The following is a 13,964-nucleotide window of genomic DNA, read 5'->3' as shown; positions in this document are numbered from 1 at the left end:
GAATATTATGAAAGTAACAATAGTTGGCGCAGGAAATGTAGGAGCAACTTGTGCAGATGTTATCTCTTATAGAGGAATTGCAAGCGAAGTGGTATTGTTGGATATCAAAGAAGGATTTGCAGAAGGTAAGGCGATGGACATCATGCAGTGCGCAACAACAACAGGATTTAATACACGTGTTTCGGGAAGTACGAACGATTATTCTAAAACAGCGGGAAGCGATGTGGTGGTGATCACCTCAGGTATTCCGAGAAAACCGGGAATGACCCGTGAGGAATTAATCGGAATCAATGCCGGAATTGTAAAATCGGTAGCGGAAAACGTGTTAAAATATTCTCCGGATACGATTATAGTGGTGGTGTCGAATCCTATGGACACGATGACCTACTTAACCTTAAAAGCGACCGGATTACCGAAAAACAGAATCATTGGTATGGGGGGTGCTTTGGATAGTTCCCGTTTTAAATATTATTTATCAAAAGCATTGGATAAACCGTCTAATGATGTTCAAGGTATGGTAATTGGCGGACATGGTGATACCACCATGATTCCGTTAACACGTTTGGCATCCTATAACGGAAGCCCGGTTGGCGACTTCCTGGCGCAAGACGTATTGGATAAGGTAGCGGCCGATACTATGGTTGGAGGAGCTACATTAACAGGGCTGTTGGGAACATCGGCCTGGTATGCACCGGGAGCGTCAGTGGCGTACCTGGTAGATAGTATTTTAAACGACCAAAAACGTATGATTCCATGTTCGGTTTATCTGGAAGGGGAATACGGTCAAAATGATATTTGTATTGGTGTGCCGTGTATTATCGGTAAAAACGGAATTGAAGAAATTGTAGCTATCGCCTTAAACGATGCCGAAAAAGCCCTTTTTGCGAAGAGTGCCGATGCGGTTAGAACTATGAATGGTGATCTTAAATCTGTTTTGGCATAGTCATTATAGAAGAAATAAAGAAAGGCTGCGTAGGGCAGTCTTTTTTTTTGATAATATTGGCAAATTAATTGGTTAATCTTTTGGTAAATTATATATTTGCTCGTTTTTGAAAAAAATGAATAATTAATATTTAGTAATAATGCAGAATAAAGGACTCATTAAATTTTTTGCAATACTTTTTGCACTGGTAAGTATTTACCAGCTATCCTTCACATTTGTTACCAATAATATCGAGAAAAAGGCGAAAGCCTTTGCGAACGGAGACTCTAAAAAAGAGTTGTTCTATCTGGACTCTATTGGTAAAGAAAAAGTTTTTTTAGGTCATACTTTTAACGAAGTACGTGCTAAACAAATTAATAAAGGTCTTGACTTAGAAGGAGGAATCAACGTGATTCTTCAGATCTCTGTTAAAGACGTGTTGAAAGGATTAGCGAATAATTCTAAAAATCCAGTTTTCAATAAAGCGCTTGCAGAAGCAACCAAAAACAGAGAAGGTAACCAAAGTTATTTGGATGCTTTCTTTATCGCTTTTGACAAAGAATCAAACGGAGCAACGAAATTGGCATCGCCAGAAATTTTTGGAAACAGAAATTTAAGTGATGTAATCAAATTCGATATGTCCGATGCACAAGTAAAAGCTGTGCTACGAAAAAAAGTGGAAGAGTCTGTAGAAAGTGCTTTCCGTGTATTGAGAGAGCGTATCGACAAATTCGGGGTTACACAACCAAACATCCAGAAATTAGGAGAATCAGGAAGAATCTTGGTTGAGCTTCCGGGTGCTAAGGATGTAGACCGTATTACAAAATTATTACAAAGTACGGCTCAGTTAGAATTCTGGGAAACGTATAAAACGGACGAAATCGGAAACTTCCTTTTGGCGGCTAACGAGACGTTAAAGAAAACAGAAAAAGCAACAGTTGAGACAAAAGAAGCTGCTAAGAAGACAGATATTGACTCATTATTAACCAATAAAGCAACCGATTCGGCTGCAGCAAAAAAAGGAAACAATCCATTATTGGATTTAGTAGTAGGTGGTGGACAACAAGGAAGTCCGGTATTGGCTTACTTTAATCCAAAAGATACTGCAAAAGTTAATTCGTATTTAAAAAGAGATGACATCCGTTCTTTATTACCGGCAGAACAGCGTTATGTACGTTTTGCATGGGGTAAATTAAATCCGAAAGCACCAAACGTAGTAGAATTATATGCATTAAAAGCAAACAGAGAAGGCATTCCCCCAATGAGTGGCGGTGTTATTACCGATGCTAGAGAATCATTTGACCAAATGGGACGTCCGTCTGTAACGATGCAGATGAACGCAACAGGAGCGAAGAAATGGGAAGAGTTAACCGGGAAAGCGTATACACAACAAAGTAACATCGCTATCGTATTGGATAACATCGTATATTCTGCACCGGGAGTATCTTCAGGACCAATCGCAGGAGGACGTTCTGAAATTTCAGGAGTATTCGACGTAGCGGAAACAAAAGACTTGGCAAACATCTTAAGAGCAGGTAAATTACCGGCATCTGCAGAAATCGTACAATCAGAGGTTGTAGGTCCGTCATTAGGACAACAAGCTATCGATAACGGTATTACATCCTCATTAGTAGGTTTATTATTAGTATCCCTATGGATGGTATTCTACTACGGTAAAGCAGGTTGGTATGCCAACATCGCTTTAGCAGTGAATTTATTATTCCTTTTCGGAATCTTGGCAAGCTTAGGTGCGGTATTAACCTTACCAGGTATCGCGGGTATCGTATTAACAATGGGTACTGCGGTGGATGCGAACATCATTATCTACGAAAGAGCAAAAGAAGAATTGCGATTAGGGAAGTCGTTAGACGAAGCGGTACGTTTCTCCTTTACATGGAGAGGTGCGATGTCGTCGATTACGGATGCGAACGTAACACACGTATTAACCGGTTTGGTACTATTGATCTTCGGAACAGGACCAATCAAAGGATTTGCTACAACATTATTGATCGGTATCTTTACTTCATTGTTTACATCAATCTTTATTACAAGAATGTTATTAGACTGGGGTGTAAGCAGAGGAACGAAACTACAATTCTCAACAGCAATTACTAAAAACTGGTTTACCAACTTCCACTTCGATTTCTTAAAAATCAAAAAATGGACGTATTTATTCTCCGGATTAGTAGTGGTGGTGAGTTGTATCTCTTTCGCAATCAACGGATTGGATGAGGGTGTGGATTTCGTTGGAGGTAGAACCTTCCAGGTGAAATTTGAAAAAGCGATCGAGCCATCTGAAATTGCTGACGCCTTATCAAAAGAAGACGTATTCGGAAGTGCTGAAGCAAAAGTATTTGGTGATGCGAATCAGTTAAAAATTACAACGAAATACAAAGTTCAGGAGACTAGTTCTGAAGTAGATAAAGAAGTAAACGAAAAATTATATAATGCTTTAAAACATTATTACTCAAATGATATTTCGTATGACAAATTTGTAAATACATTCGACGGTAAGAAAATCGGGGTATTACAAGCTTCAAAAGTAAGTGCAGCCGTATCAGACGATATCAAAACCAACTCATACTGGGCGGTATTGGGATCTATGGCAATTGTATTCGTTTACTTAATGATCTCGTTCCGTAAGTGGCAGTATTCATTAGGAGCGATCGCAGCAGTAGCACACGACGTTATCTTCGTATTGGGTATTTACTCATTATGTTACAAATTCATGCCGTTCCACATGGAGATGGACCAGCACTTTATCGCAGCGATCCTAACGGTTATCGGTTACTCGATGAATGATACCGTAATTGTATTCGACAGGGTTCGTGAGTACCTTGCCGGTAATACAAAAGGACACTTTAACGATATCGTAAACAAATCGATTAATACAACCTTATCAAGAACGATCAATACATCGTTAACATTACTATTGGTATTGTTAATCATGTTCATCTTCGGTGGTGAGTCAATCCGTGGATTTATCTTCGCGATGTTGGTTGGTATTACTGTGGGTACATACTCCTCTTTATTTATTGCAACACCGGTTCTTTGTGATACGGTTACGAAAAAAGAAAGAGAAGAAATCGAAGCACGTCACAACAAGACAGAAGAATAACATTTTTTCAAAATACAGAAAAGGCTCCGCAATGCGGAGCTTTTTTTATGCCGTAAATTTTTTACATTCAAAATACGCTTTCCGCCGAAATTTCGTTATTTATGGTATGGTAGTTGCTATTTTAAAAAGCAAATACTTATATTTAACCCCTATAAAAACGAATTTGTAAAACATGATTTTTAATTTTTTGTTGCAAGCGAACCCGGTTCCGACAGAACCAGTTGTAAATGAACCAGTAGTGGCCAATACAGCGATCGAATCCGTTAATTTTTTCCAGTTGATCATGAAAGGTGGGGTTATGGTAATCCCAATCTTTATCCTGTTTTTCCTAACGGTTTACATTATTGTGGAACGCTATCTGTATATCAAAAAGCAAACAAAATTGGATAACTCGTTGATTAATGAGGTGAAATACCAGTTAAATTCCGGAAACATCCAGTCGGCTGCAATGATTTGCGACAAATCGAATACGGCCTATGGAACGGTATTACGCAATGGTGTCAATACCATTGGCCGACCAATTAACGAAATTGACCTGGCTTTGGAAAAAAGCGCTAATATCGAAATGGGATTAATGGAAAAGAAATTAGGGTATTTGGGAATCGTAGCCGGTATTGCACCAATCTTAGGATTTATCGGAACTATTTCCGGGGTAATCAAGATTTTCTATACGATTTCGATCACCGAAAATATCAGTATCGGAAACATCTCCGGAGGTTTATATGAAAAAATGATCAGTAGTGGTTTAGGGCTAATTGTAGGGGTAATTGCCTATGCAGCCTATCACTTTTTTAATATGATGATCGACCATTTTGCACTCAATATGCAGCGTCAGGGATTAGAATTTATCAATGTTATTCAACAGCCAAATACGAAATAAACACAATGAGAATCAAAAGAAATAGACGTTTTCACGCCGAAGTAGCTACCTCTGCTTTGAGTGATATTATGTTCTTTTTATTGCTGTTTTTCCTGATTATTTCCACGTTGGCGAATCCGAATGTGATCAATCTGATGTTACCAAAAGCAGAAGCGAAGGAAACAACCAACAAGCAATTTATCAGTCTTTCCGTTACGGAAGATAAACACTATTTTGTAGACAAACAGGAAGTGCCTTTTGACGAACTGGAAACCAAATTGCTGGAAAAACTGGGCACACAAAAAGAACAAACCATAGTCGTGCGAATTCCATATAACCTACAGGTACAGGATTTAGTGGATTTGTTACAGATAGGTGTTCGGAACAAATTAAAATTTGTAATCGCAACAGCGAAAAGCTAATAATAAAATAGAGAAAAGTGGCGGAAGTCACTTTTTTTATGCGCATAAAACAATGAAACAAGTAGCATTATGGATCGTGCTTATGGCAGCAATTTCCAGCCCTAAATCCGATTACCGCGAAGTATTCCGGGAAGAGTTTAAAAATACCCGTTTAAGACAGTGGAAGCAAGTCAATGGCAGTTGGGAAGTAAACACCAGCGAAAAGACACTTGTTGGAAATAAAAACAAAGATTGGGCGATTGTAACGGCAAAGAAAGAATTGCCGGATAATTACGTGATCACATTTTCGACTTTGGTGGAACCATCGGCCTATTTGTTTGAAGTGATGCTGAACATTCAAAACGAAAAATACCTCGGCATTTTGTACAACCAGTTGGAAGGAAGAGTAGCAATAGAAGATCGTTCGTTTTTTGTTAATCCGGAACAGGAACGTGGTTATATCCGAACAACCGGACATGTTGGGAAATTACCCAAAGTAAAAATTTTAATGCCGGAACAATGGTTGGATTGGAAGATTCAAAAAACCGGAACTACTTTTTTTGTCTGGATCAATAACGAAGAAATCATAAAATTTACGGAACCTGCGGAAATGATCAAAAGCAACGGGAAGTTTGGATTTGCCATAAATGGTTCGGCACAGCTAAAAAATGTCGTACTGTATAAGCAAAAGAAAGTGAAAGTACCGGAGGGATTCATCGGGAAGCCTTATGAACAGCCGTTTTTCCTGTTTTCAGAATAAAAAAAGCCCGTTGTACTACAACGGGCTTTTTTAATGGGGATGTTAATTTTTATTTGCAATCATTATATTCGTTAACAATATTAATGAGATTTTCTGAGTTTTTCAAATCAAAAGCTCCTTTTTTTATCTCGGATGCTAAATTTTTACATCCGGATAGGTATTCTGCCAGTTGAATCGACAGTTTGTCGTTATTTCTTTTATCGACCATTTGTCCTTCGGGTTTCGATTTTAATTTGATCACAAAGCGATCGTCTTCCACCGGATCAACCAAAACCGAATTGTCTTTGCTGGTATAGATAACCCGATAAAAATAGGCATTGTTAAAACCTAGCGACATCGCGTTGGATAGTTTTTTCATCGCGTCTCCTTTTACTTTCATACCCTCGAAAGCCGTTTCGGTACCGTCGCTGTTTTTAACGTAGAATTTGATATTGTCCTTTGCCTGTAATGTGATCGTGCGTTCTCTTCCTTTTTCGTTTTTGTATTTGATGGACACATTTTTACCGTAATTATCGATCGCATCTACAACCTGAGTGTCTCCGGTCTGATTAATATCCAGTTTCTCAAATTGCGCCGTGATAATTCCGTCATAACGCACGCCTTTTTCGTCAAAGGCATATCCGTTTGCATTATAAATATTGCGGCTGCGCTCTTTGGCCAGTTTGATCTTTTCGTTTAATAAATTCTGGTTATAACTTTTAGCCTGGCGTCCCAGTGTAATATCGCGGTAAACCAGTTCGCCGACTAACTCTTTTACAAACGAACTATTATCCGGTCCGGCAAAGCGTTTTTCGGCATTATAGGTAAACTTACTGTTGTTAAACAAGGTAACTTCTACCTCGTTGTTCATATTGCCCGTAGCGTTCGCTGTAGCCACCTGAATATTATCCAGATCGTACACATTAACGGTATTGTTGTTACCAAAAGCGGTATAATTGGATGAGATCGCCTTTCCTACAATATTGGTTCCGGCCGTTCCGCCAAACATAATGGTTCCGTCCATTTTTACAAACGGTCGGTAGCGGGCAATTTTGTCTTCTTTCTCTTTTTTGGTAGCGATAGTCTCTATTTTGGTTTTTAGTGATTTGTCGCCAATACTTTCCCGTTGGGTATTGAAAAAGGTTTCGATTTTCGACGCGTTAAAACCGTTTTCGTCAAATAGTCCGTATTTGGCCGACAGCAGGTGAAACATAATCCGTGATGGGCTAAGAGAGTTGATCAACACTTCATACGGAATTTCCGTTTTTTTGGATTCATCGGCCGAAGTCAACAATAGCCATTGGTTGATGATGGTTTTGCCTTCCATCATGGTTTTGTATTCTACGGTAAATTGTTTGGTGCCTTTTAGATCGAATAATTGGTATTGATCCCGAACCGGTTCTTTATAGATGGCGACTTCTTTTTCGTCGAATAAAATGCGGTCTTTTTTGGTTTTGAGTTTTTGTGAAAACGCAAGAACCGGGACTAAAAGGAGAATTAGTAGATATTTTTTCATAAAAGTCTTAAATTGTCTAAAAGGTTAGTGGTTATATTTCAAATATAGTGTAAAAAATACAATATGCTAACTTTTGAATGTTAAGCCAATACGAATTATTGCAATTCGGAATAATATTCGAAACCAAAACCGGAGCGATTGCAATAAAAAAAGGCTGCCTAACGATAGACAGCCTTTTTGGTAATTTATGATTTGCTTAAACAGCAGCAACAATTGCGGCGAAATCATCGGCTTTTAAGGCTGCGCCGCCAATTAATCCACCGTCTACATCGGGTTTTGAAAAGATTTCTTTGGCATTATCCGGTTTTACGCTGCCCCCGTATAAAATGGAAACGTTTTCGGCTACTTCGCGACCGTATTTGTCTTCTACGGTCTGACGGATAAATTGGTGCATTTCCTGCGCCTGATCCGGAGTAGCGGTTTCGCCGGTTCCGATTGCCCAAACGGGTTCGTATGCCAATACGATGTTTTCCCAGGCTTTGGCATCCAAATGGAATAATCCGTCTTTTAACTGGTTTTCCACGATGTTAAAATGTTGTTGGTTCTGACGGTCTTTTAACTCCTCACCAAAACAGAAAATCACGCGTAATTCGTGTTTTAAAGCCGTATCGACTTTATTAGCCAATAAAGCATCCGTTTCATGAAAATACGAACGTCTTTCGGAATGCCCCAGAATTACGATATCCACACCGATATTTTTTAGCATATCGGCCGATATTTCTCCGGTAAAAGCACCACTTTCGGCCTGATGCATGTTTTGCGCCGCCACACCGATATTGGTAAATTCCAAATGTTGTACCGCTGAAGACAGATTTACAAACGTAGGCGCTACGATAATTTCCACCTCTTTATCGGAAGGTAATTTTTCGATCAGGTCGTTTAATAAATCCTCGGTTTCAGATGCATTTTTGTGCATTTTCCAGTTTCCTGCAACAATACTATGTCTCATTATTTTAAAGTTTTTAAAGTCGTAATCAGATTTTCGTCATCTGCTTCAATAGCTTTGAACAACGCAATTTTTCCTTTTTTGTCCACTACCATATAACGCGGAATCCAGTCCAGCTTAATCGATTTTCCGAAAGCACCTTTCATACCGTCGGTCAATAGGTAATGCTCGCCGTTTACATTGTATTTTTCAATTCCTTTTTTCCAGGCTTCCGGTGTTTTATCGGCTGAGATAAACAAATATACCACATCGGTAAACTCATTTTGCAGGTTGACCACTTTTGGCATTCCTTTGATACAATCCGGACACCAGGATGCCCAAACATCGATTACCACGGTTTTGCCTTTGTATTTTTTAAGCACGTCTTTAAAGGTAATTTCCTGACCTTCCGGGCTTACCATTTTATAGTCCAGGCTCTCTTTTGCGAATTCTTTCGGGGTTTGTGCATTGGTACAGGCGATCGATAAAACCAACATCAATGCCATAGCGACTATGTTTTTCATAAAAAGTTTTTTAGTTTATTACGGATATAAAAATATAAAATCTTCTGTGAAGAAAATGTTATTGTAATTTGATTTTCGGATCGAGATAGGCATAAATCAGATCTACCAATATATTGATCACCACAAAAGTGGTTGCAATTACTAAAACCGCGCCCATAATTACCGGAAGATCAAGCGTATTTAAAGCATCAACGATTTCTTTACCCAATCCGTTCCAGCCAAAAATATATTCCACAAAAACGGCACCGGCCAACATCGAGGCGAACCAACCGGAAACGGCCGTTACCACCGGATTTAAGGCGTTTTTCAGGGCGTGACGTTTAATCACCTGCAATTCGCTTAAACCTTTGGCTCTCGCAGTTCGGATATAATCCTGACTCATAACCTCCAGTAATGAGTTTCGCATTAACTGAATCACAACGCCTAACGGTCGGATTCCAAGTACCACAGCCGGTAAAATAATATTTTTCCACTGAATATAAGTCCCGTTTCCAAAATCGTCCACTTCATATAGGCTACCGGTCATATTCAGATGCGTATAACGGTGTAACAGGAATCCGAAAAACCAGGCAAACAGGATCGCACTAAAAAAGGAAGGCACACTCATGCCGAGCGTACTCACCAAAGCGATTAACCGGTCGAGCCAGCTGTCTTTATAAACTGCCGAAACAATTCCGAGTACGATTCCGATCAGGATGGCAATCACAATGGCAAAAAAGGCCAGGATTACCGTATTCGGCAACGTATCACCAATAACCTGAGTGACTTTTTTTCCGCTTTTCTGAAAGCTTTCCCGCAAATACGGTGTTTTTAAAACGACCGCTGAATTTCCAACCGAAAACAATGGTAAAGCGTTGTATTTTCCTTCCGAAAGAAAGGTATAATCCTCGCTGTTTTTACTGTGGAAGGAAATTGGAGAAAGGTCGTTCAGATAATACCAATACTGCGTTCCTATTGGCTTATCAAAACCATATTTCTTTTTGACCAACGCCAGCTGTTCGGAATTTTCATTCTGATCGAGCATCATTCGCGCCGGATCGCCGGGAAGGACATTAAATAAAAAGAAAATCACTGTTATCACTCCGAAAAGTGTTAACAGTGCATATCCGGTTTTATGAAGCAGGTAACGAAGCATTCGAGGTCGAAACTTATTTTAGTTCGACGGCGTCGATATCGTTCCAGTGTGCTTTCTGAACAATCGTTCCTTTTTCCAACACTACAATACTTGGATTGGCTCTTTCGATCGTTTTTAAGGTCGTTCCATCGCAGAAATAGTAATCGAAAGTTAATTTGTTATCCGCTTTTACTTTTTGGATTACTTCATCGTTCGAAGCTGTCATCCCGATGACTTTATAGCCTTTGGCGGTTGCTTTTTTATAGAATTCCTCGGCTTTTTGTAAACCTTTGGTATTGGCTTTATTCAGATCGTACGAAACCAGCATGATCAATTTTGGCTCGTGTAACATGGCTTCGGTATAACTTTCACCGTCTTTTTCGATGCTGAAATCGTGGATAGGCGGTTCGTATCCTTTCGAAATTAATTTATCGTCACGACGAACAAACTCAGCGCCTTCCGGCAGGTTCATCAATTGTTTTTCGTTGAAGTTTTGTTCTTGTCCGTTTACTTTGTACACAAAATTCATTTCATATACCGAACGCGGCGCACCCTCGGGAATTTCCATTCCTTTCTGAATGTTGGTTCCCACTTTATAGGCTCTGAAATCTTTTAACGGCAAATGATTCAATACATAATAACCCATAAAAAGACATAGTGAATAGCTCACAAAAACGGTAAGCGCATTTACGGTACCGCTAAATAACGGCTGAATCAGTTTTTGGTTAAAGAATAATATCAGGATAAAAAACAAGAGTACGAGATCTTTGGTAAACGATTCCCACGGCGTGAGTTTTAAGGCATCACCAAAACAACCACAGTCGGTTACTTTGTTGAAATACGCCGAATAGAATGTTAGGAACGTAAAGAAAACGATCATTAATAGTAAACTCCACATGGTGAATTTTGGCTTAAACCCGATTAGGAGTGCTACTCCCAAAACCACTTCAAATACCACTACAAAAACGGCAATAATTAGCGCGTAGGGAATAAAGAACGGAAGGTTTAAAACATTTTCGGCGAAATATTCTTCCAGTTTAAACGAAAACCCCATTGGGTCATTCAGTTTGATCAAACCAGATATAATGAACAGTACGCCAACAAACAGACGTGAAAAGTGAACTAAAAATTTCTTCATAACGGTAACTACTTTTTTTCGGTTTTGTAAATATAGGTAAGAACCCGTGGAATTAATTGTTAATGTTTCCTAATTAACAGGCTTATGTGGCTTTTCCCAAATGAATCAGGGCGAAAACGGCATAGTTCAGCATATCCTGATAATTGGCGTCGATTCCTTCGGATACGAGTGTTTTTCCTTTGTTGTCTTCGATTTGTTTTACACGTAATAATTTCTGCAGAATCAGATCGGTCAGGGAACTCACGCGCAAATCACGCCAAGCCTCGCCATAATCGTGGTTTTTGGCTTCCATCAGGTCTTTGCAGATTTTTACTTTTTCGTCGTATAACGCCACGGCTTTTTCCACACCAAGATCCGGTTGATCCGCAACGCCAAGATCCAACTGAATCAGCGCCATAATGGAATAATTGATAATTCCGATAAACTCAGACGTTTCATCTTCGTTGATCTTGCGGACATCATTTTCCTGTAAACTGCGGATGCGTTGTGCTTTGATAAAAATCTGATCGGTTAGCGACGGCAAACGCAAAATGCGCCAGGCACTTCCGTAGTCTTTCATTTTATTGCTATAGAGGTTGCGGCAAATAGAAATAACCTTGTCAAATTCCTGTGAGGTATTGCTCATTTTCTATGTATCTTTGTGTGATAATTTTTTCAAAAGTAAGGATTTTTCCGGATAAAAAGAGAAAGACCAGTCTACCCCGGGATTTCTTCCGGATTTCAAAAGTGAATCAGATGACAATCAATTGCAAAGGCCGACTGGTTAGTTTGGATACGCCACACTGTATGGGGATTTTAAATGTAACCCCGGATTCGTTTTACGATGGCGGAAAATATAAAAGCGACACGGCTTTTTTACAGCAAACCGAAAAAATGCTCACCGAGGGCGCGACTTTTATCGATATCGGAGCGTATTCATCCCGACCGAATGCGGCATTTGTAACGGAAGAAGAGGAGGTGCGTCGTATTGTTCCGGTAATCCGTCTTATCGCCGATCGGTTTCCCGAAGCACTTTTGTCGGTGGATACCTTCCGAGCCAAAGTAGCAGCCGAAGCGATTGGAGCCGGAGCCGCACTGATTAACGATATCGCCGCCGGATTACTCGATCCCGAAATGCTTCCTACCGTTGGTGCCTTGCGAGTACCTTATATTATGATGCACATGCGTGGAACGCCGCAAACCATGAATACGCTTACCGATTATACGGATATTGTAAAAGAAATGCTTTTTTATTTTTCGGAACGTATCCGGGAAGCAAGGCGTTATGGAATCCATGATATTATAGTCGATCCGGGCTTTGGTTTTGCGAAAACAACAGCACAAAACTACGAAGTGCTGCAAAAACTGGAATTATTCCAAAATTTAGAAGTACCTTTATTATCAGCTGTTTCCCGAAAATCGATGATTTATAAAGTATTGGAAAATACCGCCGGTGAAGCCTTAAACGGAACAACCGTACTCAATACGATTTCGTTGTTAAAAGGCGCCCGTTTGCTTCGGGTTCACGACGTAAAGGAAGCGATGGAATGCATTCGTCTCGTACAAAAAACACAAGGATTATGATCAGATACAGTTTTATTTTAGCGGCTTTTTTGCTGTTCGGTTGTGGAAAAGACAAACACATTTTATTGCCGAAATCGGGCAGAACGATTGTAAAAGACGTAGCCGATATTTCGCCGATTTATATGCTGTTTCAGGTTAACGGAAACGATACACTGGTTGAAGTGGATAAACAAACGATTATTTCCACGACCAACTGGATTTTTAATATCGACAAACGATTTCCGTTAAAAAAGATTATGCCGGAAGTGATCAAACTTCAAAACCGCAAGGGAAGTCATAAAGGGGAAGCGCAGGTTGAGAATTACTATTCCTATGCGGATAGTATCGGTAAAAATATGGCTTTTATTCCTTTTACGGATGTGGTATATACATTAGGGACGCAAAAAGATTTTGCCGAGGACGGAAAAGCGTCGTTGGTTTTAAAATTTGATAAACGGAACCAGCTTACGGTTAACGGTATCGCGGTAAAACCGGAAGAATTCCACCGTACCGTAGAAAAAATGTATACCAAACCAACCGTTTTATTTTTGCATTTCGACAAAGAACTGTCGTATGATCATTATATTGCGGACAAGATATTGTTGTCGTGGTGGAAACAACCCAATGTGACCATTTCGAACAAAGAATATATTTACTGATGGTGATACGGTTCGTTTCGTAGAATCGTAAAACCGCGGTATAGCTGCTCAATAAAAAACAAACGCACCATCTGATGGGAAAAAGTCATCAGGGATAATGAAATTTTTCCCTGCGCTTTTTTATATACGGCTTCCGAAAAACCATAGGGTCCACCAATAACGAACACTAATGTTTTAACACCGGAATTCATTTTTTTCTGTAATTCTTCTGAAAAGCCGACACTGGAAAAGGATTTTCCGTTTTCGTCTAATAAAATCAACTGATCGGTAGCTGATAATTTGGATAAAATCAGTTCGCCTTCTTTTTCTTTCTGCTGACTTTCGGACAGGTTTTTGACATTCTTGATATCCGGAATGATTTCCAGATCAAATTTGATATAAAACGACAAACGTTTGGTATAATCGTCGATTAAAGTCTGCAAAGCCTTGTTATCGGTTTTACCGATGGCCAGAAGTTTGATATTCATGGAACGGAGATTTGCTGCAAAAATAAGCCGTAAACCTGAA

At 39.5% G+C, this 13,964-nt stretch carries 14 protein-coding genes; 7 read left to right on the top strand and 7 right to left on the bottom strand.

Translation table 11 applies throughout. The annotated features are described in order from the left end of the window. Positions 1–7: 7 nt before the first annotated feature. The 5 genes from mdh to ABFU83_RS10695 all read left to right on the top strand — a co-directional run bounded on the left by mdh (position 8) and on the right by ABFU83_RS10695 (position 6,060). Positions 8–943: a malate dehydrogenase gene (gene mdh / locus ABFU83_RS10715; protein WP_347065837.1), complete on the top strand. Its 936-nt coding sequence runs from the start codon at positions 8–10 to the stop codon at positions 941–943. 139 nt (positions 944–1,082) lie between these two features. Continuing rightward, on the top strand, positions 1,083–4,040 hold the full coding sequence (gene secDF, locus ABFU83_RS10710) for a protein translocase subunit SecDF (protein WP_347065835.1): 2,958 nt from the start codon (positions 1,083–1,085) through the stop codon (positions 4,038–4,040). Between the two features lie 172 nt (positions 4,041–4,212). After that, positions 4,213–4,920 carry a MotA/TolQ/ExbB proton channel family protein gene (locus ABFU83_RS10705; RefSeq protein ID WP_347065833.1) on the top strand — a complete coding sequence of 236 codons (708 nt, stop codon included), beginning with the start codon at positions 4,213–4,215 and terminating at the stop codon, positions 4,918–4,920. A 5-nt stretch (positions 4,921–4,925) separates the two neighbouring features. After that, a complete protein-coding gene (locus ABFU83_RS10700; protein ID WP_300487233.1) occupies positions 4,926–5,321 on the top strand; it encodes a biopolymer transporter ExbD in 396 nt (131 codons plus the stop codon). Positions 5,322–5,373: 52 nt separating this feature from the next. Beyond that, the gene (locus ABFU83_RS10695; RefSeq protein ID WP_347065831.1) at positions 5,374–6,060 is read left to right on the top strand and encodes a hypothetical protein; all 687 of its coding nucleotides are present in this window, start codon (positions 5,374–5,376) and stop codon (positions 6,058–6,060) included. A 49-nt stretch (positions 6,061–6,109) separates the two neighbouring features. On the opposite strand, the gene ABFU83_RS10690 is transcribed toward ABFU83_RS10695, so the two are convergent. From ABFU83_RS10690 to ABFU83_RS10665, 6 genes are all read right to left on the bottom strand, one after another. Next, positions 6,110–7,555, bottom strand: a complete 1,446-nt coding sequence (locus ABFU83_RS10690; protein WP_347065829.1) for a hypothetical protein — start codon at positions 7,553–7,555, stop codon at positions 6,110–6,112. 196 nt (positions 7,556–7,751) lie between these two features. After that, a complete protein-coding gene (tpiA, locus tag ABFU83_RS10685) occupies positions 7,752–8,504 on the bottom strand; it encodes a triose-phosphate isomerase (protein ID WP_347065828.1) in 753 nt (250 codons plus the stop codon). After that, on the bottom strand, positions 8,504–9,004 hold the full coding sequence (locus ABFU83_RS10680) for a TlpA disulfide reductase family protein (RefSeq protein ID WP_347065826.1): 501 nt from the start codon (positions 9,002–9,004) through the stop codon (positions 8,504–8,506). The genes tpiA and ABFU83_RS10680 overlap by 1 nt, the downstream gene beginning before the upstream one ends. A gap of 58 nt (positions 9,005–9,062) precedes the next feature. After that, entirely contained in the window at positions 9,063–10,139 is a 1,077-nt protein-coding gene (locus ABFU83_RS10675; RefSeq protein WP_347065824.1) for an ABC transporter permease, read from the bottom strand. Positions 10,140–10,152: 13 nt separating this feature from the next. Next, positions 10,153–11,256 (bottom strand): BT_3928 family protein, encoded by a 1,104-nt coding sequence (locus ABFU83_RS10670; RefSeq protein ID WP_347065822.1) that lies wholly within the window; start codon positions 11,254–11,256, stop codon positions 10,153–10,155. 82 nt (positions 11,257–11,338) lie between these two features. Beyond that, on the bottom strand, positions 11,339–11,881 hold the full coding sequence (locus ABFU83_RS10665) for a DUF1599 domain-containing protein (protein ID WP_347065821.1): 543 nt from the start codon (positions 11,879–11,881) through the stop codon (positions 11,339–11,341). A 110-nt stretch (positions 11,882–11,991) separates the two neighbouring features. On the opposite strand from ABFU83_RS10665, the gene folP reads away from it, so the two are divergent. Continuing rightward, positions 11,992–12,819, top strand: coding sequence for a dihydropteroate synthase (gene folP / locus ABFU83_RS10660; RefSeq protein WP_347065819.1), 828 nt, complete (start codon positions 11,992–11,994; stop codon positions 12,817–12,819). Next, a complete protein-coding gene (locus ABFU83_RS10655; RefSeq protein ID WP_347065817.1) occupies positions 12,816–13,457 on the top strand; it encodes a hypothetical protein in 642 nt (213 codons plus the stop codon). Before folP ends, ABFU83_RS10655 begins: the two co-directional genes overlap by 4 nt. Here ABFU83_RS10655 and rlmH read toward each other — a convergent pair. Beyond that, positions 13,451–13,924 (bottom strand): 23S rRNA (pseudouridine(1915)-N(3))-methyltransferase RlmH, encoded by a 474-nt coding sequence (gene rlmH / locus ABFU83_RS10650; protein ID WP_300487261.1) that lies wholly within the window; start codon positions 13,922–13,924, stop codon positions 13,451–13,453. The two genes, ABFU83_RS10655 and rlmH, sit on opposite strands and share 7 nt — an antisense overlap. Positions 13,925–13,964 lie beyond the last annotated feature (40 nt).

It is taken from the genome of Flavobacterium sp. WV_118_3, from assembly GCF_039778605.1.
GTDB lineage: Bacteria > Bacteroidota > Bacteroidia > Flavobacteriales > Flavobacteriaceae > Flavobacterium.
Note: the sequence above shows the minus strand (reverse complement) of the source record. Positions and strands in the feature narration are given on the sequence as shown.

Excerpts from the sequence above, each read along its gene's own strand:
- mdh (WP_347065837.1), top strand. The coding sequence starts at position 8 with ATGAAAGTAACAATAGTTGGCGCAGGAAATGTAGGAGCAACTTGTGCA.
- secDF (WP_347065835.1), top strand. The coding sequence starts at position 1,083 with ATGCAGAATAAAGGACTCATTAAATTTTTTGCAATACTTTTTGCACTG.
- ABFU83_RS10705 (WP_347065833.1), top strand. The coding sequence starts at position 4,213 with ATGATTTTTAATTTTTTGTTGCAAGCGAACCCGGTTCCGACAGAACCA.
- ABFU83_RS10700 (WP_300487233.1), top strand. The coding sequence starts at position 4,926 with ATGAGAATCAAAAGAAATAGACGTTTTCACGCCGAAGTAGCTACCTCT.
- ABFU83_RS10695 (WP_347065831.1), top strand. The coding sequence starts at position 5,374 with ATGAAACAAGTAGCATTATGGATCGTGCTTATGGCAGCAATTTCCAGC.
- ABFU83_RS10690 (WP_347065829.1), bottom strand. The coding sequence starts at position 7,555 with ATGAAAAAATATCTACTAATTCTCCTTTTAGTCCCGGTTCTTGCGTTT.
- tpiA (WP_347065828.1), bottom strand. The coding sequence starts at position 8,504 with ATGAGACATAGTATTGTTGCAGGAAACTGGAAAATGCACAAAAATGCA.
- ABFU83_RS10680 (WP_347065826.1), bottom strand. The coding sequence starts at position 9,004 with ATGAAAAACATAGTCGCTATGGCATTGATGTTGGTTTTATCGATCGCC.
- ABFU83_RS10675 (WP_347065824.1), bottom strand. The coding sequence starts at position 10,139 with ATGCTTCGTTACCTGCTTCATAAAACCGGATATGCACTGTTAACACTT.
- ABFU83_RS10670 (WP_347065822.1), bottom strand. The coding sequence starts at position 11,256 with ATGAAGAAATTTTTAGTTCACTTTTCACGTCTGTTTGTTGGCGTACTG.
- ABFU83_RS10665 (WP_347065821.1), bottom strand. The coding sequence starts at position 11,881 with ATGAGCAATACCTCACAGGAATTTGACAAGGTTATTTCTATTTGCCGC.
- folP (WP_347065819.1), top strand. The coding sequence starts at position 11,992 with ATGACAATCAATTGCAAAGGCCGACTGGTTAGTTTGGATACGCCACAC.
- ABFU83_RS10655 (WP_347065817.1), top strand. The coding sequence starts at position 12,816 with ATGATCAGATACAGTTTTATTTTAGCGGCTTTTTTGCTGTTCGGTTGT.
- rlmH (WP_300487261.1), bottom strand. The coding sequence starts at position 13,924 with ATGAATATCAAACTTCTGGCCATCGGTAAAACCGATAACAAGGCTTTG.